The organism is Lignipirellula cremea (assembly GCF_056501455.1).
Genome location: NZ_CM151415.1, coordinates 2,910,953 through 2,934,542, shown reverse-complemented (window position 1 = coordinate 2,934,542; position 23,590 = coordinate 2,910,953). Strand labels below are relative to the sequence as shown.

Annotated in this window: 17 protein-coding genes; 4 read left to right on the top strand and 13 right to left on the bottom strand. The window is 66.5% G+C overall.

From position 1 onward, the window contains the following. The first annotated feature begins 14 nt into the window (after positions 1–14). Positions 15–4,859 carry an outer membrane protein assembly factor BamB family protein gene (locus SH602x_RS11495; protein WP_479476924.1) on the top strand — a complete coding sequence of 1,615 codons (4,845 nt, stop codon included), beginning with the start codon at positions 15–17 and terminating at the stop codon, positions 4,857–4,859. A gap of 109 nt (positions 4,860–4,968) precedes the next feature. Here the strand turns inward: SH602x_RS11495 and SH602x_RS11490 are convergent, their stop codons facing one another. From SH602x_RS11490 to SH602x_RS11475, 4 genes are all read right to left on the bottom strand, one after another. Then, positions 4,969–5,166: a Flp family type IVb pilin gene (locus SH602x_RS11490; protein WP_479476923.1), complete on the bottom strand. Its 198-nt coding sequence runs from the start codon at positions 5,164–5,166 to the stop codon at positions 4,969–4,971. 241 nt (positions 5,167–5,407) lie between these two features. Next, a complete protein-coding gene (locus SH602x_RS11485; protein WP_479476922.1) occupies positions 5,408–5,794 on the bottom strand; it encodes a hypothetical protein in 387 nt (128 codons plus the stop codon). 234 nt (positions 5,795–6,028) lie between these two features. Further along, positions 6,029–7,081, bottom strand: a complete 1,053-nt coding sequence (locus tag SH602x_RS11480; RefSeq protein WP_479476921.1) for a hypothetical protein — start codon at positions 7,079–7,081, stop codon at positions 6,029–6,031. Beyond that, positions 7,078–8,022: a hypothetical protein gene (locus tag SH602x_RS11475; protein ID WP_479476920.1), complete on the bottom strand. Its 945-nt coding sequence runs from the start codon at positions 8,020–8,022 to the stop codon at positions 7,078–7,080. The genes SH602x_RS11480 and SH602x_RS11475 overlap by 4 nt, the downstream gene beginning before the upstream one ends. Before the next feature lie 325 nt (positions 8,023–8,347). Between SH602x_RS11475 and panB the strand changes: the two genes are divergently transcribed. Continuing rightward, on the top strand, positions 8,348–9,145 hold the full coding sequence (panB, locus tag SH602x_RS11470) for a 3-methyl-2-oxobutanoate hydroxymethyltransferase (protein WP_479476919.1): 798 nt from the start codon (positions 8,348–8,350) through the stop codon (positions 9,143–9,145). Positions 9,146–9,161: 16 nt separating this feature from the next. On the opposite strand, the gene SH602x_RS11465 is transcribed toward panB, so the two are convergent. Further along, on the bottom strand, positions 9,162–9,800 hold the full coding sequence (locus SH602x_RS11465; RefSeq protein ID WP_479476918.1) for a hypothetical protein: 639 nt from the start codon (positions 9,798–9,800) through the stop codon (positions 9,162–9,164). 369 nt (positions 9,801–10,169) lie between these two features. Between SH602x_RS11465 and SH602x_RS11460 the strand changes: the two genes are divergently transcribed. Then, positions 10,170–10,748: a hypothetical protein gene (locus SH602x_RS11460; RefSeq protein ID WP_479476917.1), complete on the top strand. Its 579-nt coding sequence runs from the start codon at positions 10,170–10,172 to the stop codon at positions 10,746–10,748. Positions 10,749–10,861: 113 nt separating this feature from the next. Further along, positions 10,862–12,181 carry a prepilin peptidase gene (locus SH602x_RS11455; protein ID WP_479476916.1) on the top strand — a complete coding sequence of 440 codons (1,320 nt, stop codon included), beginning with the start codon at positions 10,862–10,864 and terminating at the stop codon, positions 12,179–12,181. A gap of 32 nt (positions 12,182–12,213) precedes the next feature. Here the strand turns inward: SH602x_RS11455 and SH602x_RS11450 are convergent, their stop codons facing one another. The 8 genes from SH602x_RS11450 to SH602x_RS11415 form a co-directional block, all read right to left on the bottom strand. Then, entirely contained in the window at positions 12,214–12,483 is a 270-nt protein-coding gene (locus tag SH602x_RS11450; RefSeq protein WP_479476915.1) for a hypothetical protein, read from the bottom strand. Between the two features lie 192 nt (positions 12,484–12,675). Beyond that, positions 12,676–13,371: a hypothetical protein gene (locus tag SH602x_RS11445; RefSeq protein WP_479476914.1), complete on the bottom strand. Its 696-nt coding sequence runs from the start codon at positions 13,369–13,371 to the stop codon at positions 12,676–12,678. 78 nt (positions 13,372–13,449) lie between these two features. Then, on the bottom strand, positions 13,450–14,001 hold the full coding sequence (locus tag SH602x_RS11440) for a YqgE/AlgH family protein (RefSeq protein ID WP_479476913.1): 552 nt from the start codon (positions 13,999–14,001) through the stop codon (positions 13,450–13,452). 82 nt (positions 14,002–14,083) lie between these two features. Next, a complete protein-coding gene (locus SH602x_RS11435) occupies positions 14,084–15,088 on the bottom strand; it encodes a ketoacyl-ACP synthase III (RefSeq protein WP_479476912.1) in 1,005 nt (334 codons plus the stop codon). A gap of 167 nt (positions 15,089–15,255) precedes the next feature. Then, positions 15,256–15,918 carry a DOMON domain-containing protein gene (locus SH602x_RS11430; protein WP_479468315.1) on the bottom strand — a complete coding sequence of 221 codons (663 nt, stop codon included), beginning with the start codon at positions 15,916–15,918 and terminating at the stop codon, positions 15,256–15,258. A gap of 109 nt (positions 15,919–16,027) precedes the next feature. Continuing rightward, the gene (locus tag SH602x_RS11425; protein WP_479476911.1) at positions 16,028–17,455 is read right to left on the bottom strand and encodes a DUF1501 domain-containing protein; all 1,428 of its coding nucleotides are present in this window, start codon (positions 17,453–17,455) and stop codon (positions 16,028–16,030) included. A 42-nt stretch (positions 17,456–17,497) separates the two neighbouring features. Next, positions 17,498–20,653, bottom strand: coding sequence for a PSD1 and planctomycete cytochrome C domain-containing protein (locus SH602x_RS11420; protein ID WP_479476910.1), 3,156 nt, complete (start codon positions 20,651–20,653; stop codon positions 17,498–17,500). A 227-nt stretch (positions 20,654–20,880) separates the two neighbouring features. After that, positions 20,881–23,457 carry a multiheme c-type cytochrome gene (locus tag SH602x_RS11415; RefSeq protein ID WP_479476909.1) on the bottom strand — a complete coding sequence of 859 codons (2,577 nt, stop codon included), beginning with the start codon at positions 23,455–23,457 and terminating at the stop codon, positions 20,881–20,883. Positions 23,458–23,590 lie beyond the last annotated feature (133 nt).

The following is a 23,590-nucleotide window of genomic DNA, read 5'->3' as shown; positions in this document are numbered from 1 at the left end:
CTGAAGGATTCACTATGCTCGGCTTGCGCCGCCCGTCGTCCGTCAGGACGGCGTTTCGCTGCCGGCTCGCGTTCGCGGGTCTCGTCCTCGTTTTCATCGGGCTGCTCCTGCCGATGCGGTTCTCCGCACAGGCGCTGGGCCAGTTCCGAGCGCCCGGCGCACAGGCCGGCGACGGCACGACGGAGGAGTTCGACGACGTCTTTCTCCCTGCCCCGCGGGAACTGCTGCAGAAGCTCGAACGGGCACGCACGGCCATCGCCGACGGCGCCTACAGCGAAGCGGTGATCGAACTGGGCGAACTGCTGACGGGCGGCGACGCGGAAGATTACTTCGTCGGCAGGCTCGGCGAAGAAGGCGCCCGGACCAGCGTCAAGGTCGAGGCCCAGCGCCTGCTCGGCGCCATGCCGAAGGCGGGACGCGACGCCTACGAACTGCGCTACGGCGCCGACGCGCGGCGACTGCTCGAAGACGCGGTCGAAGGGGGAGACGTCGATAAGCTCAGCGAAGCGACGCGCATGTACTTTCACACCGCGGCGGGATACGAAGCCGCGGCCCTGCTCGGACGCGTTCAGATGGATCAGGGGCGTCCGTTCGCGGCCGCTCTCTGCTATCAGCGTCTGATCGTCCAGCCCGAAGCCCGCGCTCGCTTCGGCATCGACCTGCCGATCCAGCTCGCGGCCGCGTGGTACCTGGCCGGCGATTCACGACGAGCCGCAGACGTGCTCGTCGAACTTCAGCAGGAGAATCCCGCTGCGTCGATTCGCATCGCGGGCGAGCCGGTGCGGATCTTCGCCGCGTCGACCGACAAGGTCGCCGCGCGCAAAGCTGCGGTGAAGTGGCTGGAGGACGCGCTCGGCGCCGGAATGCTCGAAAGCGGCATGCTCCAGGCGGAGTGGGCCCTCTTCCGCGGGTCGCCCTCGCGGAACGCTGCCGCTTCCGGCGCGATGCCCCTGTTCAGCTTTCGCTGGAAGGTCCCGACCGTCAACGAACCGGGCGACGAAGCGACGGTGCAGATGATCGAGCAGTCGCTGAAGAACCAGGGAGCGCCCGCGGTCCCGACGGTTCAGCCCCTCGCCGTCGACGGCTGCATCATCATGCGGACTCCCTATCGCGTGATGGGGGTCGACTTCGAGACGGGCAAGCGGATCTGGGAGTTCCCCTGGTACTCGACCAACGAAGAGCGCTTCGACGACGCGCTCGCGCGGCAGGCCGCCGCGGTGGGGGGGCAGCCGACGACGCCGGAAGAACGGCTCAAGCAGCGCCTGCTGGAAGACAACACCTTCGGCCAGGTCGCCTGCGACGGAGAGTTCGTCTACATGCTGGACGAGGTCGGCTTCGCCTCCGACTCAGGCATGATGGGCGGACGCGTCATCATCGGGTTCGGCGGACGCGGCTTCGACAACCCCGGCATCGCGGGCAACAAGAACAAGCTCGTCGCCCTCGATCTGAAGCGAGAGGGCAAACTCACCTGGATCGTCGGCGGAGAGAACGGCGAAGACGAAAAGGCGCTCGCGGGCGTCTTCTTCCTCGGTCCGCCCCTCCCGCTGCAGGGACAGCTTTACATACTCGGCGAAGCCAAGAACGAGATTCGGCTGTACGCGCTCGAGTCGCGCTCCGGCAAGCTGCTCTGGAGCCAGCAGATCGCGCAGGTCGAAGCGTCGCCCATCGCCGACGATAAGCAGCGACGACTCGCCGGAGCGACCCCTTCGTTCTCGGACGGCGTCCTGCTCTGCCCCACGTCGGCAGGCGCCGTCGTGGCGGTCGATCTCTCGACCCGGTCGCTTCTGTGGGGATACCAGTACCGTTCGATCGCTTCGCCGTCGCAGTACGGTTATCCGCAGAACATGGACGCGCCGCGAGAAGTCGGCAGCCGCTGGAACGATTCCACCGTTCTCGTGGCGGACGGCAAAGCGTTCGCCACGCCGGTCGAATCGGATTATCTCTTCGCGCTCGACCTGCTGACGGGCGAGCCGGCCTTTCCGCCTCAACCGCGAGGCGACGGGCTCTACCTGGGCGGCGTCTACGAAGACAAGCTGGTCATCGTCAAACGAAACGGCGTCTCCGCCGTTCGCACCACCGACGGCAAGTCGGTGTGGGACGTGACGCTCCCCGACGGCGCGATGCCGAGCGGTCAGGGCTTCCTCTCCGACGTCTACTACTTCCTCCCTTGCGACGACTCGACGATCCGTCGCATTCATCTGGTCGAAGGACGCATCGACGCCACCGCCAAGACGGGCGCCAAGCTCGGCAACCTGATCTGCTACCGCGACCAGATCGTCTCGCACTCGCTCGACGGGTTGACCGCGTTCTATCAGGACGAGCCGCTGCGCGAGGAGATCGACCGCCGACTCAAGGCCGATCCCGAAGACGTCTGGGCCCTGGAACGTCACGGGGAAATGCTGCTGCGGGACGGAGACCAGGACGAAGCCCTGCGAAGCTTGCGGAAGGCGTTCGAAAAGAAGGCCTCGGAAGCGACTCGCGATCTGCTGGTCCAGGCGCTCCTTTCGGCGCTCCAAACCGATTTCGCCGGTACGGAGGAGATGGCCAAAGAACTCGAACCGCTCGTCGAACGCGAAGATCATCGCGCGACGTTCCTGCGCTCTATGGCGCAGGGCTACCTGGAGACGGGTCGCCGCCGGGAGGCGTTCGATCGTCTGATGCAGATCGCCGAGCTTCAGCCGACGACCGAATTCCGTCTCTTCGGGCGCCCTGCCGAGGAGCTCGACGTGGTCGATTCCAAACTGAAGATGAGCCGCGACCGCTGGGTGGCTTCGCGCCTGCGGACGTCCTACGAACAGGCCGAGCCCGCCGAGCAGGACTGGATGCGGGAGAAGATCGAAGCGCGCCGCGTCGCGGTGCTGGAAGCGAAGGATCCCGATTCGCTCCGACAGTTCCTGCGGTTCTTCTCTTTCCTGACGGCGACCGTTCAGCCGGTCCGCGAAGCGCTCAGCGTACGACTGATCGAGAGCGGCGAGCTGCTCGAAGCGGAGCAGATCCTGTCCGATCTGGCTTCCTCCGGCGACGCCGAAGCGAGGAAGTTCGCTCTCGCCCGTGAGACGGAGCTGCTGATCTCCGTCGGTCGCTTCGACGAAGCCCGGCTCCTGGCCGAAGCGATTCGCGAAGAGTTCGCCGAACAGCCTGTCGTCGACGGCAAGACCGGCGCCGAAGTTTACGCCGCGTGGCTGGAAGCGCATGAACCGATGCGGTGGGCCTACGGCGTTCGCTGGAACGACGGCGAGGTCGCAGTGGAAGCGTCCGGCACGGGCGACGAGGGCGTCAATCAGTACAAGCGGGAATACGTTCTGGAAGGTTCCCGCCGCGGGGAGTTCCTCGACCCAAGGTCGCAGTTTCTCTACGAACAGCATTCGCGATCGCTCGCCCTTCGCGACGCCTTCGGCGCCGTTCGCCTGCGGGTCGGACTGCAACGAACGGACAACGCCAACTTCTACTCCGGCAACTTCGACTTCCTGCGGACCTTCTCCCGCGAGCATCTGGCGCTCTTCTCGCACGGATTCGAGTTGGTCGGCTGTAACCTGCTGGAGGCGGACGCGTCGAACAGCCAGCTCGTGCTCTGGCGGGACGAGTTCACCTCGCCCCAGCCGGGCGTTCCCCCGAATCAGGCCTTCAAGGTTCAGCCCGATTCCGAAGACACGCCGTGGGGGCCGGACGTAGTGGCGGCGACCGACGTGAAGGGGCGTCGCATGGGCAGCGTGTCGGACATCGGACCGAACGGCGCCTGCTATCTGCGGCTGAAGGAACTGATCTGCGTGGACCCGCTCAACGGTCAGGCCCACTGGCGCCGGAGCGACATGGTCGAGGGTTCGACGATGTTCGGCGATGCGGAGTACGTCTTCGTCACGCCGCCCGGTTCCGACGTCGCCACGATCATCCGCGTCTTCGACGGCGAAGTCGTCGGCGAGCGGCCTCTTCCGCCGGAGTCGCGCCGCTTCGTCACTGTCGGCACGAACGTTCTGGCCTGGGAGGAACGCCGCGGCGCCGATCAGACCTTCATCCTGCTGGGCGGCGGGTTCGAGGGCGAAGGGGATGACCGCCGATGGGTCGACAAGGAACTCTGGCGTCAGACGTTCGAAACCGGCACGCGGGCCTCGCTGGTCAGCGAAACCGAACTGGCCATCTACGAACCGAAGGGACGGTTCCGGACGATCGACCTGCTCGCCGGGGCTCCGCTGCTCGATCGCGAACTCGATCCGCAGCGTTCGCTCCTGGGGGTCTACGTCCTGGCGGGGGAAACGGATCGCATCGTCATCGCGAACGTTCCCGTGACCGAACCGGAACCGAACGCCAACGTGATGTCGGCGCCGGCGGGCTCCGAAGCGCCGCTGATGAACGCCTACGTCTATTCGCTCGACGCGAAGACCGGCGATCTACGCTGGCCGACGGCAGCGCACGTCAACCAGTTCGGCTTTCCGCTGGATCAGCCGCAGGGGCTCCCGTTCCTGATCTTCATGCGTCAGATCACTCCGAGCGTCTCGAAGGGCCCTCGCCGAATCACGACCGAGGCGATCGTCATCGACCGCGGCGACGGACGGACGATCCTCGACGAGGCGATCGCGTCGTCGACGAACTTCTACGAAGTCGAGGCGAAGCCGGGCGAACAGCGGGGCACGCTCCGCCTGCCCAGCAAGACGTTCGAAATGCGATTCACGGAGGAGGATCGGCCTCCCGCGCCTCCCGCGCGGATCGGCGAGTTCTCCCTGCGGCATCCGCAGAAGGAAGTCGAACTGGGCTCGATCATCGAAGCCGAAGCGATGCGGCAGGCACGCCAGCTCGGTGAGAACCTCGTGCCCCGCATTCGGGCGCGAGTCGTCGCGCCGGCGGCTTTGCCGGCAGCGAACTAAAGCGCCTGTCCGCAAAGAGCGGCTTTGCGCACAGGCCCCGACGACTCGCGGTGGTCGTCGGGAGAAGTCGCGTCGTCTGAACAGGCGAACGAGTACGGTTCGCAGCGGATCAGCTACCCGTCATGTGCGGGGCGATCTTGGCGTTCGAGTCGCCGAAGCTGTCGCCGACCGCGGTTCCCAGAGTGCCGATCGCGGCGAGCGCCACCAGCAGGATCGCGGCGAGCATCACCGCGTACTCCACCGCGGTCGGGCCGTCGGACGCGACGACGAAGCGGCGGATCCGGCTGGAGAACTGACGAAGAGACATGACGGCGCTTCCGGAGAGATGCGTTCGCCGGCGAACGCGGGCATTCGACGTCGCGAATCGCTAGACGAATCGCGGCAGACGTTCGGGGCGCCTGCACCGCAAGCGTACGACGCGGCGCCGCGTGCGGCAAACCAGCGGCCGCGCGATCCGGCATGCTTCGGAAACGAGTCCGCCTGCGAAGCGGGATTTTTCCGCATAGACGTTACGACCCGTCCTCTTTTCCGGGTCGCTCGGTCCGCGATCACTTATGCAGGTCGTGGCATCCCTTGCAGTTCGCCGCCTGCTTCAGTCGCGATCCCGCGGTCGGCTTCCCGGCGACGGCTTCTTCCGCGGCCGCGACCAGTTCCGCGTTCAGCGTCTTCCAGCTTTCGGCGTCGCCCTTGTGCGGCTCCTGCCTGGCCATGTCCTGAACCATGTGCAGAAGCGTCTCCTTCTCCTCCTTCGAGGCCTGCCCGGCGGCGACTTTCGCGACGAGGCCCCCTTTCATCCCCTGCTTCATCACGTCTTCGAGCGAGTACTTGATCTCGCTCTTCGGGGCATCCTCGGCGGCGACCGAAACGGCGAAACCTATGCCGCCCGCGAGGAGAAAAGCGCCTCCCACGATCGCTGCGCAGCGTGCGCGTGCCATGTTTTCGTCCTTTCCCTGACGGGGTTCGTCGAGTCGCCGCTCCCGGATCGCGTCTCCGCAGGGGCGGTTTCGCGGCGCTTCAGATCGCCGGAAACGCCCCGAGCGACCGCGACGCGCATGAGCGGGCCTTCTTCGCTTATCGGCCCCCAGGGCAGCAGACTTTTCCGATCCCGGCTCCGGCGGCGACGTCGTGCGCCCTGAAGGAGGCACGCTGCCGACTTTTCGGACCGTCGCTCAGTTCACTTCGACGATTCGACCCCGCACGGCAGGAGTCGCCCCGGATTCTGCCGGTTTGACGCCTGATGCCGGCGGTTTGACGCCTGAACCCGATCCGGCGGGAGTCGCCGGGGTCGAAGCGACGGGCGTCGCAGGCTCGCCGGCCGTCTCCGCTTCCGTCTTTTCCTCTTCTGGTCGCGCGAGAAGTTCGGGCGGGACGGCCCGCTCGACGTCGACCTTCACCGCGAACAGGGCACCATCGGCGACTTTGGCGCCCTCCAACTTCACCGGATCGCCCGCAGTCAGATGAGCGATCGACGCCGAATCGACGAACAGCAGAGCGCCCTCCTGAAGCGATGCGCCGACGTCGATCTTCTCGCCGGCTGCGACCGTGAAGCGGTCGAGCCCCGTCGCCTTCGTCACCTGGCCGATCACCACTTTAGGCGAGGGAGCGTCGCGGTCGTTTCTTCCCCGGGCGGCGGAGCCTTTACCGCTTTCGGCGTCGTCGGTCGCTACAACCCTCAGCGGTTTGCCGAGAAAGAGCCCGAAGATGGCGCCGTCGGTCAGCGCCTCAGGATCGTGAATACCGAGCGGACGGTTAGGGCCGGGAGTGATGACCGTGAGCCGCTCCACCGGTTCCACGACGCGTCGGCCGGACATCATCGCGTGGAACGCGACGACCATGCCAGGCTCCAGCCGATCCCCATCGAACGTCCCGCGGATCCGCACTTCCAGCGGATCGATCTGCCCGTAACGCATTCCGCCGAAAACGCGTTCGGGCGAGGCGCTGACCGCGTATTCCTGTCCGGCGTCGTCCTGGAAGCGGAACTGCATGCCGGCAGCGTCCACTACCACGCCTGCGCCCGAATACTTTTCGACCTGGACGGCGACGCCCGGGGCCGGACCGACCTGCGCCGATGCCGTCGGCGAGAAACCGATCGCCGCGGCGAGGAACGCCGCTCCCGTCAGCAGCGACGTCGCCGCCCTGCCTGGCAAGCGACGCGTCGCAGACGCTTCGCCCGCGGATGGAACTGCCGAAGCGGCGCCGGCGGGCGCTGAGTCGAACGTCATTTCAGGTCGAACGGAGAAGCCTCAGGCTGGGGAGCTCCCGGCTGGGGCGGATTGGGAAGAATGGTTCCCGGCTGCGGAGGCGTTCCCGGAACGGGAGCTCCCGGCTGCGGCGGGTTCGGCAGGATCGTCCCGGGCTGGGGCGTCGTGTTGGGAGGGAACCCCGGCGTGAAGGCCGGTCGATCCGGACCCTTGGGCGCCGGAGCGCCTGCGACCGGGTCGACCCCGAGCGGCTGAGCGCCCGTCACTTCGACCCGCTGCGCCATCGCCTGGCCGACGCGCTGCGGATAGTACCACGCGTCGAGGTTGATCGTGTCTCCGGGCCGCATCCAGTCGAGCGTTCCGACTTCGACCTCGATTTGAACCTGGGGATCGATCGGCACGGTGACCGAAGTCTGGCCCGCGAGCAGCGTCATGTCGCCGTTCCGTGCGATCTTCGCGACGCGACCGCTCACCTGGTACGACTTCGCGGCGTCATCGCCGGCGCCCGCCTGGGGTCGGCCGGATTGCGGTTGATTGGGCTGCGGTTGACCGGGAGTCGCGACGAATCCGGTCCCGACTCCGCCGAGTGCGTCCGGAAACACGCCCAGTTGATCGGGCGATTGCGGCGTGAAGACCTTCAGCGTGGAGACGGAACCCTCCATCTTGCCGCGCTTGTCGAACTTTCCGGTGAAGTTGACGAAGACGCCGGGGCCGAGGAACTTGGCGCCGGCCGTGTTTCGGTAAGTGACGTTCCGCATCCGGTCGGGCAGTTGCACCAGCCACACGACGCCGTCGCGGGCCTCGACCTGCAGCATGTTGCCCTGCATCCCCATCACGCGACCGATCGTCGCCAGTTCTTCCCTGTCGTTTTGCGCCTGAGCGGAAGAGGCGACGAACGCAGCCGTTGCGGCGATCACGAGGGCCGTCAGGACGCGCGGCGAGAATGTAAGGCGGGCTAGCATCTTCTCGTATTCCTACGAAGGCGGGCAGGCAGGCTGGAAGCCCGAACCGAGAGGAGGGAAGGTTCCACGACGCGCACCGCGCGTCGCCCTTTACCTAATATATAACCGCCCGCGAATCGGCGTTACCAGCGGAATCCGCCTTTCGATCCAGACGGACCCATCCGAACATCCACGCGAAACGCTCGCGCAAAGGGGGCTGTCGATGCCGAACCTGCCCCCGCGGCGGCGCGTCCGGGCTGTCAGACCTGTCCCACGGCAAGTAGCCTGAACCTCGTCCACCGGGCCAGCTTCCTCCGCCCGCCCGAACCAATCAGCACGATTCGATATGACTTCGCCTGTCGCTCGCGTCACCGTTCCGCAACTGGAGGTCATGAAGCGCGAGGGGCGGAAGATCGTCGTCGCGACCGCCTACGACTTCCCGACGGCCCAGATCGCCGACGAAGCGGGCGTCGACGTGCTCCTCGTCGGGGACAGTCTGGCGGTCGTCGTGCAGGGCCACGAAACGACCCTTCCGGTGACGGTCGAGCAGATGCTTTACCACACGGAGATGGTCCGCCGGGGAGCGCAGCGGGCGCTCGTGATCGGGGACCTTCCCTTCGGGTCGTATCAGCAGGGGCCGGCCCAGGCGATCGAAACTTCGGTCCGCTTCCTGAAAGAGACGGGCTGCGACGCGGTGAAGCTCGAAAGCGGGCCGCGACAGATGGAGACGATCGAGGCCCTCGTCGGCGCCGGCATCCCGGTCATGGCGCATGTCGGCCTGAAGCCGCAGAGCATTCGCTCGCTGGGCTCCTACCGCGTGCAGCGAACGCACGACATCGTCGAAGACGCCAAAGCGGCGGAGCAGGCGGGCGCCTTTTCGATCGTGCTGGAATGCGTCTCGTCGGAGATCGCTCGAGAAACGACGTCGCAACTCGCGATTCCCACGATCGGCATCGGCGCCGGGCCCCATTGCGACGGGCAGGTGCTCGTCTTTCACGACTTCGTCGGGCTGACCGCCGGGCGGACGCCGAAGTTCGTGAAGAAGTACGCCGACCTCCGGACGGCCATTCGCGACGCGACCGCAGCCTACTGCGACGAAGTTCGACGAGGCGCCTACCCGGACGCCGAACACTCGTACGAGTGACGATCGGCGTTCCGTCCTACGGCTGAATCGCCGGCTGGGTCGCTTCCTCGCTCGTTCCCTGGCCCAACTGCACCTCCGACTTGAATAGTCGGTCGGCGAGATCAGCTGCCGCGTCGCTTGACTGAGCGGCTGACGCATGCACGGTCGCTGCGGCGTGAGGAGCGGCTGGCGTCAGAGGCGAAGCCCCGGCACGTGCTTTCACGCTGGAGGGGTCGGCAGCGCGACTCGCGACGCCCGGGGCTCTTCCGACGTGCGCATCCAGAAAGGACGCTTCGGCGGCGACGACGGGGTCGACGCGATAAGGTCCGTAGGGGGAGGCCGCACGCCTGGCCGCGGCCTCCGCCAGCAGGGCTTCGTCCATCGCCGCGTGGTCGATGATGGTCGCATGCACGCTCATCGTCGAAGCGCCGACGGACCGACTGATCGCGCGGTTCTTGAACGGAACCAGCGGGACGCCCCGGGTCGTCGAGCCCTCCGACGACCGGTAGATGCCGCCCAGATAGGCGGCCCCTCCGTCAGGGACGGAGACGGTGGTTCCGACGGTCGTGAAGTTGTAGCTAGGCAACTGCACGACCTGCGCCGTGGCGACTGATGCGACTCCTGACGCGAGGAGCGACGACGCGACGACGAACTGGGCGACCTGACGAACGAGCATGACGATCCGTCCTCTCCTGACCTCTCCCTGCGACCCCGACCCGTTCATTGAAGCGCCCGGGGCTCGATCAGGCAAACCGAATGCGCGTCGTCGATTCATCCCTGCGATCCGTCGCGATCCGAACAGGCGGCGCAGTCGCATGACTTCCGCGGAGGCTGAAGCGCCGCGACGCGGCAGGCCGATCTGCACGTTGTCGCAAGCGACGTCGTTGCGCGTCTCGTGACGATGTTGCACGTCTTCGGGCCCTGGGTCTCGAGCCGGCGAAGTCCTCCCCACTGACTTCGCCGCGTCCTCCCTCGGCGCCTGGTTCGGTTCGGAAGCGCGAAGGCGATTCCGAACGTCTCCGCACGTATCGACGAAAGCTCCTGCATGAGTCGCCCTTTGTACGCCCGAGCCGCGGCGCCGGCCGTCGAGTGCGTCGTTCCCTGGACGGACGACGCCCGCTTCGACGCCGCGCGCTGGGAAACCGCGCTGGAGATGCTGGCCGAGGCATCGCCCCGCTTTCGCCTGTGGCTCGTCCCGATGGCGGCGGCCGACCGGCCCTTCTCCCGCTACGACGCGGCAGTCGAGGCGATGCGTCGCTGGCCGCAGGTTCGCGTCTGGAACGAGCGAGGCCAGCGGGGACTCGACCGGCTGAACGCGCTGCTGGACGAAACGGCGCCGGGCGCTATCCGCGTCGTCGCGGACTTCTCCACTCCGTTCCGAACCTCCGATCTTTCGGAAGCGCTGCTCGCCGGGAAGCGACGACCGACCGCGTTCGGCATGGCCGGCGCGCGAATGTCACAGGAGTTCGTGACGCTTCGCGAGAACGGCGACTCGATCCGCGTGGACGCCCCGCAGACGTCGCTCTTCGCGAGTCGACCGGTCGTCGTCGAGAGCGAGACGAGCGGACGCCGATTGCGTCCGATGGGGAACATTCGAAAAATCCGGACGTCGAACGCGTTCTGATCGTCGGCGGATTCACTACGCTGGCTGCGACAGGATCGGCGCCTTCGCTTCGATTCTGCGGCGCCGCCGATCGCCTCCGGCAAGCGACTCTTTCCGAATTCGCAGTCCGCCCTTTGTTCTTTCTGCTGGATCTTCCGCTTCCCCTTCAGCTTGCGGCGCTCGCGCTGCTGGGGGCGGTCGTCGGCAGTCTGGTCAACGCGGCGGTCTACGGCTTCGCGTGGGACGACCGGCGCCGTCGCATCGGCCCCTGGGCGAGTCGCGAGAACGGCGTTCCGGATCGACGGTCGGCGGACTTCGTGCCGATCCTCGGCTGGTGGAGTCTTCGTCGCGAGGCGTCGCAGCACGGCGCCCGATTCTGGATTCGCCCTGCGCTGATCGAGATCGCGTGGGCGCTCGCGCTCCCGTGGCTCTTCTGGCGCTACGTCGAGCAGGGGCACGCGTTCCCCGAGAGGCTGCTACCTCTGGCGGAGGCGCTGCTCCCCTGGGCGCTGACGCTGTTCGCGTTTCATGCGGGTCTGCTGGCGGCGCTTTGCGCGGCGACCTTCATCGATTTCGACGAGCAGATCATTCCGGACCAGATCACGGTCTTCGGAACGCTGATCGCCCTCGCGCTGTCGCCGTTCGTCTACGTGCATGCGCCGATCGCGACGCTGACCGGCGTCGGCGGCGTCGATGCCGCGCCCCTCTTCGCGTCGCGACCGCTGAACTGGCCGTCGAGCTTCGAAAGCGGGTGGGGACTCGGGTACGCGCTGGCCGCGTTCGGCATCTGGTGCCTGGCGCTGATTCCTTGGCTGCGTCCTGCGGTTCTGTTTCGCACGCTCCGCCGAAACCCGGGGCGTGCGTTGCGGTGGTTCTTCGCGGCGCCGCTGCGGGACGGGACGCGACCGCTGACGTTCATTTGCCTGGGCGTTCTGATCGTCGGCAGCGCGGCGATCGTCGGCGTCTACTGGCGAGGCGGCACGGCCTGGCAGGGACTGCTCACGTCGCTGCTCGGCCTGGCGTTCGGCGGCGGATTGATCTGGGCGATCCGCATCGTCGCCAGCGCGGCGATCGGCAAGGAGGCGATGGGCTTCGGCGACGTCACGCTGATGGCGATGATCGGCGCCGCGCTCGGGTGGCAGCCGACGCTGGTGACGTTCTTCCTCGCTCCGTTCGCGGCGCTCGTGATCGCGGTCGTGCAGTTCGCGATCACGCGACGCAACGACATCGCGTTCGGCCCCTACCTGAGCCTCGGCGCCGCGATCGCCGCCATCTGGTGGGCCCCGATCTGGGAAGAGTGGGCGCGCGAACTCTTCCGGATGGGCGTCTTCATCCCGCAGGCCGTCGGCGCATGCGTCCTCCTGATGGGCGCCATGCTCTTCGTCTGGCGACTCATCAAACGCCACGCTCTCGGCCTGGAAGGCGTCGATCGCGACGAGCGGGCAGACGCGTGAGTCACGGACCGGACGCGTGAGTCACGACCGACTCAGCTCGGGTTGACCGTCCCGAGATCCTTGAGCGACTTGCCCAGGCGTCGCGGCGTGGCGGTCGAGCGCTTGGTCGCGGACGAGGCCGCTTCGCCGCTCAGTCGGGCGACGTTCTCGTTGAGCGCCGAGATTCCGAGCGTCCGCTGGAGCTTCTCGTTCGACTCGTTAGCGTCGTGCGGAACGCCGATCGCTTCGACTGCGTCGGAGACGCCCAGCAGAACGGATTGTCGGACGCCGTCCCGCAGCCACTGAAAGAAGTTGTATTGCATCGGATCGCTCCTTCGACTCTCGGTCCGCGACGCCGATTCAGCAGGCGGACGGATACGCTTCGCCGGGATTCCTTCCCCTAAGCGAGTCGCCGCGGATCGTACGCAATGGGACGGCGCGGCTCCAGACCAGTATCGGCGCCGCGTCCCTCCGGGTTCAACCTAACGAGCGATCGGCGTCTACTGAACGGACATCTACGGGCCGGCCGAAGGAGCGGGCGGCAGAGTCCAGGGGGAACGACCGAAGGCGTGGATGTAGAGATCCGTCGCGGCGAAGAAGCCGGTGAACAGAAACAGGGCCAGACAGAGCGCGGCGCCGCCGAGGGCCAGCGCCTTGCGATCGGAATAGAGCCCCCACAGGCCGAACGTCAGACCGAGAAAGGCGACGCAGGCGGCGCCGATCGACGTGAAAAACATTCCCGCCAGCGCCAGCGACGCCAGCGCCCAGACGCCGTAGGCGCCCGCCCGGGAAATCTGCTGCCGCGTCGCCCGCTCGAGTGTCGCGCTCGGATTCTCTACCGGACGCGCAGGAGCCGGAACCAAGGAAGGCGAACCCGACTCGCTCGCAGCGTTTCGGCCGGCGTTCGCCTTTCGAGCGGGCCCCGCCGCGAAAGGGGAGCCGACTCGGTCCGGTTCAGCAGGAGCTTCCGCGGGCGCCGAATCTCCTTCCCCTTCGCCCGTCATTTCGTCGACGGGCAAGGCGGCGAGCGACTCCTCGGCGCCGTACGTCGCGGTTGCAAGCGACGGCTGAACGAGCTGCGCCCCGGGACGAATGGTCGGGTACTTCTCCGCAGGCGCGGCGACCGCCTCCTCGAGCGGCGTCCCGCATTTCCAGCAGCGGTTCACCTTGCCGAGCAGCAGCGTTCCGCACTTCGGGCAAGGAATCGACATCGCGGGCGATCCATGAGACAGAGAGGCAACCCCCTTCATCTTACGGGTTCGCCGCGAACGCTGTCTTCTTGCACCGCGTCAGTTCGACGAAGGATCGTGCGGCAGCGTCTGCACTCGCGACAGGTTCCGCATGAACGACTCCCCCACGCCGGCGATCAGTCGCTTCCAGAGATCGCGCTTAGCCTCGAACAGAACATCCTTCTGCGCGGGAGCGAACAGCCAGCTCCCCTGCGCGACCTCGTGATCGAGCTGGCCGGTCCCCCAGCCGGAGTAGCCGTTGAAGAGTAGCAGCGGCGGCTCGTACGTTTCGACCAGCGATTCGAGGTCGTGCTTCTGCGTGGTCCAGAACAGGCCGGGAAGGATCTCGCGCTCGGAGTGGAGGGGCCGAGCGTGCAATGCCATCAAGGGTCCCTCGACCGGGCCGCCCAGATAGATCGGGTCCTCGATCGGGTATTCCTTTTGGGTCAGTTCCTTCCAGATGTCGCCGACGGTGTAGGGGGTCGGCCGATTCACGATCAGGCCGAACGACCCCTCCTTGTTGTGTTCCATCAGGAACACCACCGTCTCCGCGAAGTTCTCGTCCCGCAGATCGGGCGACGCGATGAGAAAGCAGGGTTCGAACGGTTTCATCGGAGCTGCAAGCCGGTCGCACGAACGGAAGGGAGCGGCGGCGTGCGTTACCTTCTGGAGAGAGGCAGGTGCGGCCGACGAATCAGCCGCGCCAGACTTCTTTCCAGACGCACCCGGCCCAGGACCAGCCGACTCCGAAACCGATCATCAAGTGTTCGCTTCCCAGGGGCAAGCGATTCTCGGCACGGAGCTGCGAAATCAGGATCGGAATCGTGGAGGAGACGGTATTCCCGATCCGTTCCAGGTAGATCGGCATCCGCTGCTCGTCGAGGGACAGTCGCTGCTGCAACTGTTGCAGCATCTTGAGCGTCGCCTGATGCAGCAGGTAGGAGTGGATCTGATCGGCCGTCCGGCCCGACGCCGCGAGGATGTCGTCGATCAGCTTCGGCACCGCCGTGACGGTGAAGCTGATCAGGCTCGGCCCGTCCATGTATAGGTCGCTGCCCCAGCGATGGCGATGCCGCGGCTTGATCGCGTCCTTCGCGAGCCGGGCGCCGCGCTTGTTGACGATCAGCGTGTCGGCGCCGGTTCCGTCGGTTCCGTACTGGTAGCCGAACAGGGTCGGTTCGTCGTTCGCGTCGATCAGGGTCGCCGCGGCGCCGTCGCCGAAGATCGTCCGCAGGCTCCGATCGCCCGAGTCGATGTACTTCGAATACGTCTCCGACGTGACCAGCAGCACGCGCTTCACGCTGCCCGAGCGAATCAGGCCGTCGGCGAGCGCGAGGCCGTAGACGTACCCCGAACAGCCCAGATTGAAGTCGAGCGCTCCCGCGTGCGTCCCCAGGCCGAGGCGGGACTGCATCAGGCAGGCAGTCGTCGGGAGCGGGTAATCGGGCGTCTGCGTGCAGAAGAGCAGAAAGTCGATCGACGCCGGATCGACGTCATGCTCCCGGAACAGCTTCTTGCAAGCCGCGACGCCGAGGTCAGCCGCCGTTTCGCCTTCCGCCGCGATATGGCGGGCGTAGATTCCGGTTTTCGAGGCGATTAAGGATACGTCCCAGTCGGGGAACTCCTTTTGCAGATCCTCGTTAGTCTCCACGCGCTCCGGCAGATGGATCGCGATCGGACCGACGGCGGCGTATTTCACGTGTAGAGCATCCTTCCTGACGGTCGACCCGTGCGTGATAGCGCCAAGGTACACGCGGTCCGATGAGGGGTCAATGCGACCGAAACGGGGGCGATAGAACCGAAGCCGAACGCGCCAAAGCCTTTAGATTCAGCAACTGGCAGCCCGGCGAGCCGGAAGCCGCCAGGTCAGGGCCGTTCGTTCCGAAGTTCCAGGCTCCCCCACAGACTCGGATCCTCGGTGATCGGGAATTCGGGCCCGACGCCGTAGGTCTGCCAGCCGTGCTCGCGATCCATAATCGCGTAGTTGAAACCCACCCGCGGAAACTGCGTCGGATCGAAACCGGTCATCGTCGCCGTCGGAACGTGGGCGTGCAGCACGTAACCGTCGGGGCGCTTTTCGCTGTGGACGAGAAACTGCGAAGGCTCGACGAACGTCGGATTCTCCCGGGCTCGATTGATCGGCAGCATCGAGCAGCAGGGATCCTCCGATCGCGGACCGTCTCCGAACGGAAGAAAGACGTACCGATGGGCGTAGCGGCCCGCACGGTGGACGCCCTGCGTATCGCGGACGTCGATCCAGATCTGCAGACCCTCGCTGTCCTCGATCCGGTTCTTGCGACACCAGGCGAGCTGCGACTTCCCGGCGATCTGCACCCGGAACCAGAAGCCGGCGGCGCTCCAGGCGGCTCGGACGTCGGCGTAGGAGGGTTTGCCCTCCAGTTCGCGAAACGCGGGAAGCCGGTACGCCTCCGAAAGATCGACGCCCCCGCGCGCCCAGCCGCCGTCGTAGCGATAGCAGGGCGCTTCGAAACGGAACAGGAAGACAGGCGTCAGCAGCGACTCGGACATCAAGCGTAGCCGAAACGAGGGGAGCGCTTCGCCGACCGACGGAGCGACAGCGGAACGCTGATTCTACCGCCCGCGGGCCTTCGCGAAGCGAGCGCCTGACAAGACCGACTCAGCCGAGGATGGCCTTGCTGGCGGCGCCCTCGTTCTGGGTGGGGCGTTCGGGGCGTCCCTGATGGACGTACTGCAGCTTGAGCCGGTCGAGACCGAGCAGGTGCAGCATCGTGGCGTGCAGGTCGTGAACATGCAGCGGTTCGTCGACCGCCCGCAGGCCCAGTTCGTCGGTCGAGCCGATCGTCCGGCCCCCGGCGAGCCCCGCGCCCGCCATCCACATGGTGAAGCCGAAGGGGTTGTGGTCGCGACCGTTCCCCTTCTCGCTCATCGGCGTGCGACCGAATTCGCCGCCCCAGACGACGAGCGTCCGGTCGAGCAGTCCCCGCCGCTTGAGATCCTTGACGAGCGCGACGACCGGCTTGTCCGACGCGGCGCAGAGGCCCGCGTGGTTCCCTTCGATGCCGGAGTGGGCATCCCATTTCGATCCGGCGCCGTGATAGAGTTGCACGAACCGGACGCCCCGCTCGACCAGACGCCGGGCGAGCAGGCACTGCGATCCGAAGGTACGGGTCTTCTCGTCGTCCAGGCCGTAGAGCGTCTTGGTCTCCTGCGTCTCCTGCGACAGGTCGACCGCCTCGGGCGCTTCGGCCTGCATGCGATAGGCGAGCTCGAACGTTTCGATCCGCGCTTCGATCGGATCGTACGATTCCCGCCCGCGGCGATGCTCCTGGTTCAGATCGTAGAGCAGGTCGAGCTTCGCCCGCTGCCGTGCGGAGTCGACGCCCTTCGGGTTTTCGAGATGCCGGACCGGGGCCTCTCCGTTTCCGAAGGCGACGCCCTGATACACGGCCGGCATGAAGGCGGTGCCCCAGTTCCGCGGCCCGTTGACGACCTTGCCGGGGCTGTCCTCCATCACCACGAACGCGGGCAGATCGTCGTTCTCGGTCCCGAGTCCGTACGAGATCCAGGATCCGAGCGACGGCTTGCCGGCCCGCGCGGAGCCGGTGTTCATCTGACAGACGCCGCCCGAGTGATTGATTCCGTTGGTCCAGCAGGACCGGATGACGGTGAGGTCGTCCGCGATCGAGGCGTGCTCGGGCAGCCAGTCGGAGATCCAGAGCCCCCCCTGCCCGTGCTGAGCCCACTTTCGCTTGTCGGCGAGCAGGGGCGAATCGGCCTCGCCCATCGCGGTGATCGGCTTGCCGAAGCTGGCGGGAAGCTGCTGTCCGGCGAGCTTGCGCAGCTCCGGCTTCGGATCGAACAGGTCGATGTGACTGGGACCTCCCTCCATGAAGAGGAAGATCACGCTGTCCGCCCGCGGCGGATGATGCGGCTGCCCCAGCGGCGGCGCCGGGCTCTCGTTTCCTCGCGCTGACGATCCGCCGAGCAATCCTGAAAGCGCGAGCGCGCCGAAACCCGCGCCGGCGTTCTGCAACATATCCCGGCGGGACGTGCGGATCGGATTGCGATGACTGTCCAGGTTCATGATTCAGATTCCCGCGATCGTCGTTGCGGCAGAGCGACGGGTTCAGTCGACGAAGAAGACCGGGTTCGCCCCGAGCAGCACATGCGCGAGATCCCGCCACGCGGCATCGTCCGCGTCGACCGAGGGGGGAACGAAGCGGCGCTCGCCTTCGCGGGCGCGCCACGGATCGTCCGTCGCGGTGAAGTCCCACTCCGCCGAAGTCGGTTCGGCGTCGGTTTCATTCCAGCGACGCCCCATCAGGAGCCGCCGGTATTGACCGTCCCACAGATGCGCGGCCGTCTGATTCCGACCGCCGATGGCCAGCGGCATCGATCCGTCGCCCCAGCGTACGACGGAATGGGCGACTTCCGCCTGATGCGTTTCGCCCGGTTCGGCTTCGCCGAGCGACTGGACGGTGAACCGGATACCGGCGGGGGTCGGATCGGCCAGATCGACGTCGACCCGCACACGGTACCAGCGCTTCAGTTCGAGCCGCAGGTTCGACGGCACGACCTCGTACGTCATCTTGCCGTCGGCGCCTTCGCCGATCAGTTGGAGGATGACGTTGCGAGGCTGGTAACTCGACTTCTCGCTCGTGACGCCGAGCGACCAGCCCGGGGCATTCTTATCGTCGTTCCACTGACTGGCGATCGTTCGTACCGACGCGTCTGCATAGAGCGAGTCGAGATAGACGTCGGCCTCGACGAACCACTTGCCTTGGGGCAGCGAATCGGTCGCCGGCGCCGTCGGCGGCTTCATCCCGCTTCGCGGTTCCATGACGAGCGTGCGCGACTGGTCTTCGCCGGTCGTGAGCTCGATGCCAGGCGAGAAGCTCGGCTGATCCCGACGGGCGGCAAGGAACGCTCGCGCCCGGTCGAGTTCCTCCGCAGTCGCGGGGCGACCCCATGCGGCCTGGAACGTTCGCTCGAGTCGCTCTTCGTCCGAGGCGCTTTCCCGCCGCGCACGATCGGCCAGCTTCTGCGCGCGGGCGAGCGTCCATTCCGCGTTGAGCAGATAGAGCGATTGCAGCGGCGTGGTCGTGACTTGCCGTTCGGACAGGCTGGTGATGCGATCGCCCAGATCGAACAGGGCGAGCGCCTCGACCGGGCTGTTCCGCATGACGCGGAGATAGACGGCCCGGCGGTTCGTTTCCCGCGCGTCGCCCGGTCCGCCGCCGCGACGATCGAGCTCGCCTGTCGCCGTGAGCAGCGTATCGCGAACCTCCTCGCCGGAGAGCCGCCGGGCGTTCATGCGCCACAACAGCCGATTGCCGGCGTCGACGAGCAGGCCCGGATGCTGCGGATCGGCGAACGCCGTCTGCTGCCAGGCATGGGAGCCAAGAATCAGCCGATCGAGCGACTTCACGCAGCCGCCCGATTCGACGAAGCGTGCGACGAGCCAGTCGAGAAGCTCCGGATGGCTCGGCGGATCGGCGAGGTTGCCGAAGTCGCTGGCCGTGGGAACCAGGCCGACGCCGAAATGGCGCTGCCAGACGCGGTTCACTGCGACCCGCATCGTGAGCGCGTTGTTCGGATCGGCGACCCACTTCGCCAGTTCCGAGCGCCGTCCGGTCGTCGGACCGAGCAGCGTATCGGCGGTCTGCGGCTGCACCTTGTCGTCTTCGCCCGTCAGCACGGTCAGGAACCCTGGTTCCTGAGGCTCGTCTTCGCGGCCCGGCACGAAGATCTCCGGGGCGTGCTGCCCGATGTCGGAGATGGCGGGCGCGTTCGGAAGGGGCTCAGGCTTCAGCGAATCGAACTTCGCCAGCTCTTCGTGCAGAGTCTTCCATTCGGCGAGCTTTTCGTCCTTGAGCGCTTTGCTGAAATCGACGGCGTCTCGCTTCTCTTTCATCTGCCGATCGGCGAGGGCCGCCAGTTGCTGTTCGTACGGCGTACGATCCTCCGGCGCCTTGGCGAAGATCTCCTGAATCTCGTCCGGCAGAAACTTCAGGCGATTCGCGCTGGCCTTATCCCAGTGCGGCTGCTCGATCGCCGCCAGCTTCGTACGAATCTCCGCGGTCGCCTCTTCCCACGCGCGCTCAGCAGCGCGGTGAGTCTCGATCTCCGCCAGCGTCGCGGCGGGCGCGTCATCGACCCAGCGGACCGCAGCGAAGAAGGCTCGCAGACGGTAATAATCGTCCCGCGGAATCGGGTCGAACTTGTGATCGTGGCATCGGCAGCAGCTCATGCTCATGCCGAGAAAGACGTCGCCCGTGGTGTCGGTGAGGTCCGTGAGGATCTCGTCCCACTGCGTCATCACGTCGGCCTGGTTGTATTCGTACATCCCGTGCCGCAGGTAACCCGTGGCGACCAGCGCCTGCGGATCGCCCGGATAGAGTTCGTCGCCCGCGAGGTTCTGCTTCGCGAAGTCGAACCACGATCGATCGGCGTTGAACGCGTCGATGACGTAGTCGCGATAGCGCCACGAATTGGGGCGGTAGGCGTCCTGTCTCCAGCCGTCGGATTCGGCGTACCGGACCAAGTCGAGCCAGGCGACCGCCTGCTTCTCGCCGTACGCCGGATCGGCGAGATAGCGTTCGACCCACCGAGACCACGCGTCGGGAGCCGTGTCCGCGAGAAAGGTCGCACGCTCGGCGTCGCTCGGCGGAAGACCGCGAAGCGCGTACGACAACCGCCGCAGGGCCTCTTCGCGAGAAGCGTCCTCCGACGGATGCAGACCTTCGGATCGCATCTTCGCCAGCAGGAATTTGTCGATCGGATTGAGCGACCAGTCGTCTCCGTCGACCTCAGGCACGGCGGGATCGGTCAGCGGCACGAACGCCCAGTGACTCCGATCCAGGTCGGAGACCTTGTCCTGCCGGCGCAAGGGACCGCTGCGACCCCAAGGGGCGCCGCGCTCGACCCACTGTTCCAGGACGGCGATCGTCTCCGCCGGAAGCTGCCCCGTCGGCGGCATCTCGTACAGTTCGTAATGGATCGCCGAGACGAGGATGCTCTCCTCCAGATCGCCCGGCACGACGGCGGCGCCGGAATCGCCTCCTTCGAGCGCCGCCTCGCGGGAATCGAGGCGGAGGTTCCCCTCCTGCTTCTCGGGTCCGTGGCAACTGACGCAGTTCTTGACGAGCGTCGGACGGACCGATTCCTCGAAGAACTTGACGTCATCGGGCGCGAACGTCTCGGCAGCTCGACCTGCGGCGGAAATCGCACAGGCGATCGAGAGCGCGACGAACGCGATCGTCCAGCGGCGGGCGCGAAACATGGCGTCGCCTGGCGAAAAGGAACGAAGGAGGCGGGAACGGCGAAAGGCCGTCGAATCTCGTGAAGCACGCTGGAAGGCGAGCGAAGCCGCCCGAATCAGGGGCCCCTGCTCTTCCCATCGGCGAAAACATCCGCCTTCATCGTACGGATTCGGCCTCCGATACGCAATCGTTTACGTACGCACAAGTTAAGGGGGCGTAACGCCGCATAGCGCCGGCGACCGTCCGTTCACTTGCGAGGACCGACGCTAAGCTGCGCCCGGATCCGGTCGCGAATCTCCACGCTTTCGGTGTTCTCCGGCGCCAATTCGACGAGCCGGTCCGCGACGTCCGCCGCCTCCTGGTACTTTTCGAGCCGTTCGAGGAGCATCGCGAACGCCGAGAGAAACGCGGCGTTTCGCGGCTCCAGGTCGACCGCCTTCCTCAGCGCTGCCTCCGCCTCCCCCATCCGATCGGCAAGATAGAGCGCCAGGCCGAAGCGATACTGGACCGCGCCGATTTCGGGAGCGAGGTTCGCGTCCCGTTCGAGCAGTTTCAGTTCTTCCGCCCGGAGCGGCTGAGCCTCGGCGATCAGTTCCTCGCGACGCCGCATCAGTTCCGCGTACCGCTGCGTGTTCCCCTGCTGCTGCACCTGGCGGGCTTCCGCTGCCGCCATTTCGCCCTGCTGTTCAAGCAGCGACGCCAGATTCGCCCTCGGCCCGGTCGTCGTCGGTTCGACCCGCATGGCGGTGCGATAGTACTTGGCCGCCTGATCGTCGTTTCCGAGTTGCTCCTCCATCGATCCGAGCGCGAGGAAAGCGCCCGCCCGGTCGTTGTTGACCAGCATGGCCCGGCGGAACTCCTCGATGCCGTCCGTCAGTTTCTTACGCTCGGGACCCGAGGCGACGCGCATCCGGACGCTGGCCGGAACGCGCGCGAGCACCCGCGCGGCTTCGATCCGCACCGATCGGATCGGATCGTCCAGCAGCGGCAGGAGATCGTCGACCAGGGGCTGCAGGTTCTCGGCAAGCACGCGTGCCTGTTCCGGCGCCAGCGGATAACTTCCCAGCGACGGGATCCACGGCTCGTACATGCCGACCGCGGCGCGACGGATCTGCGGATCCGAGGACTTCAGCATGTCGCGGACTTCGTCCCGGCGTTCCGGCGTCGCGAGATAGGCCGCCTGGGAGAGAGCCGTCGCGCGGACGATCGCCGGCGCCTCGGCCCGTTCCGCCAGATCGAACAGCGCCTGTTCCGCGCCCGGCTGTTCGGTCCGGGCGAGCGTAAAGGCCTCGGCGATGCGACGCTGGATCGGAGGCTGGTCCGGCTTTGGATACCACTTCGCGACCGCCGCAGCCATCTCGCCGTCGAGTCGCTTCAGTTCGGCAGCGACTTCCGCGTTCCCGTCACGAGCGGCGACGACCCAGTCGCCGTACTGCTTGAGTCCGTCGCGTGCTGCCGGAGCGACCTTCTCCTCTTCCAGGTGGCACCGCGAGCATGCGTTCGGCGTGCCGAACTCCAGAGACAGCTCCGGCTGCGGCACGCGGATGCTGTGATCGCGGCGGGGGTCGACCTCCATATAGGTCGTCTCCGGCATGTGGCACTCGACGCACGAGGCGCCGGGCGAGCCGGGCTTGTGGAAGTGGTGCGACGGGCTGTCGTACTTTCCTGCCGGGTGCTGATGGCACGACGTGCAGAGATGGTTCCCTTCGTGCTTCAGCTTGCCCGTGTGGGGATCGTGGCAGTCGGTGCAGCGGATCCCCTTGTGATACATCTTGCTCTGCAGGAACGAGCCGAACTCGTAGACCTCGTCTTCGATCTGGCCGTCGGCGTGGTACGTCCGGTCGTTCAGCATCTCGTTCGCGAAGCAGTCGAAGTAGTTATTCCCCGCCTGCCAGTCGGGGCAGATCGCCTGCCGGCGGGAATGGCACGGCGCGCAGGATTGAATCTGCGGCTCGGCATCTTTCCCCTTCAACTTCGCCAGGGCGTAGCCGCGCTCGCGATCCCAGAAGAAGGTCTTGTTCTCCGCCAGATCGACATGCAGGCTGCCCGGTCCGTGGCAGGCTTCGCAGGAGACGTCGATCTCGCTGAACGTCGTGTGGTACTGCAGCGTTTTGTCGTCGAAGTTCTTGTGCAGGTTGGTCGAGTGGCAGTCGGCGCACATGACGTTCCAGCGCTGCGCCACGCCGGTCCAGTGCAGATCGTCTTCCGGCGCGATCTTCTCCGGCACGTCGGGCGGCGGCAGATAGAACCACTCTTGCTTCTTGGTGTCCCACGAGATCCGCAGAACCTGCACGCGGGGAAGCCCCTCTTCCGACGTTCCGTCTCGCGGCTTCGCGTCCTGCGGCTTCGCAGCTTGCCCGGGCTCGTCGGCTGACGAATCGAATTCGACCATGTACTGCTGCAGCGGATCGACGCCGAAGACGTAGTCGATCCGGAAGTCTTCCATCGCGCCGGTCGGACCTTCGGTGTTGACCCAGTACTCGTCGCCCTTCTTGAAGAACCGGCTGACGATGCCGTGATGCTCGAACGTGGCGTCGTCGAAGTTCCCCAGCACCGTCTGCGGCGTGGCGACGTCCATCGCCAGATCGTGGTGCGAGCCGGTGAAGGCGTGCGTCTCGCCCGGATGACACTGCGCGCAGGCGTTGCGTCCGACGTACTCGGCCTTGGCCTCCTTCGGCAGCGTGACGTACCAGTCGGAAAAGACCCACCCGCCGAGGCCCAGCGCGACTGCAGCGACGGCGACCCCGATCGCGATTCGAATCTGGCGCGTGCGGGGAAACGGTCGGCGCGTCGCCGGCAGATCGCGGGGCGGGCGTTTCAACATGCAGGACGATCGGCAGGCGCTGCGACGAGAACGGTGTACGCAACGAAAGAAGGCGAACAGGGCTGCGCGTCGTCGCGAGCCGTCCGTCGATTATCCTGAAGCCAGCCGCGGCGGACAATCGGAGCGACGTCCT

Coding starts and splice junctions, on each gene's coding strand:
- SH602x_RS11495 (WP_479476924.1), top strand. CDS start 15: ATGCTCGGCTTGCGCCGCCCGTCGTCCGTCAGGACGGCGTTTCGCTGC.
- SH602x_RS11490 (WP_479476923.1), bottom strand. CDS start 5,166: ATGTCTCTTCGTCAGTTCTCCAGCCGGATCCGCCGCTTCGTCGTCGCG.
- SH602x_RS11485 (WP_479476922.1), bottom strand. CDS start 5,794: ATGGCACGCGCACGCTGCGCAGCGATCGTGGGAGGCGCTTTTCTCCTC.
- SH602x_RS11480 (WP_479476921.1), bottom strand. CDS start 7,081: ATGACGTTCGACTCAGCGCCCGCCGGCGCCGCTTCGGCAGTTCCATCC.
- SH602x_RS11475 (WP_479476920.1), bottom strand. CDS start 8,022: ATGCTAGCCCGCCTTACATTCTCGCCGCGCGTCCTGACGGCCCTCGTG.
- panB (WP_479476919.1), top strand. CDS start 8,348: ATGACTTCGCCTGTCGCTCGCGTCACCGTTCCGCAACTGGAGGTCATG.
- SH602x_RS11465 (WP_479476918.1), bottom strand. CDS start 9,800: ATGCTCGTTCGTCAGGTCGCCCAGTTCGTCGTCGCGTCGTCGCTCCTC.
- SH602x_RS11460 (WP_479476917.1), top strand. CDS start 10,170: ATGAGTCGCCCTTTGTACGCCCGAGCCGCGGCGCCGGCCGTCGAGTGC.
- SH602x_RS11450 (WP_479476915.1), bottom strand. CDS start 12,483: ATGCAATACAACTTCTTTCAGTGGCTGCGGGACGGCGTCCGACAATCC.
- SH602x_RS11445 (WP_479476914.1), bottom strand. CDS start 13,371: ATGTCGATTCCTTGCCCGAAGTGCGGAACGCTGCTGCTCGGCAAGGTG.
- SH602x_RS11440 (WP_479476913.1), bottom strand. CDS start 14,001: ATGAAACCGTTCGAACCCTGCTTTCTCATCGCGTCGCCCGATCTGCGG.
- SH602x_RS11430 (WP_479468315.1), bottom strand. CDS start 15,918: ATGTCCGAGTCGCTGCTGACGCCTGTCTTCCTGTTCCGTTTCGAAGCG.
- SH602x_RS11425 (WP_479476911.1), bottom strand. CDS start 17,455: ATGAACCTGGACAGTCATCGCAATCCGATCCGCACGTCCCGCCGGGAT.
- SH602x_RS11420 (WP_479476910.1), bottom strand. CDS start 20,653: ATGTTTCGCGCCCGCCGCTGGACGATCGCGTTCGTCGCGCTCTCGATC.
- SH602x_RS11415 (WP_479476909.1), bottom strand. CDS start 23,457: ATGTTGAAACGCCCGCCCCGCGATCTGCCGGCGACGCGCCGACCGTTT.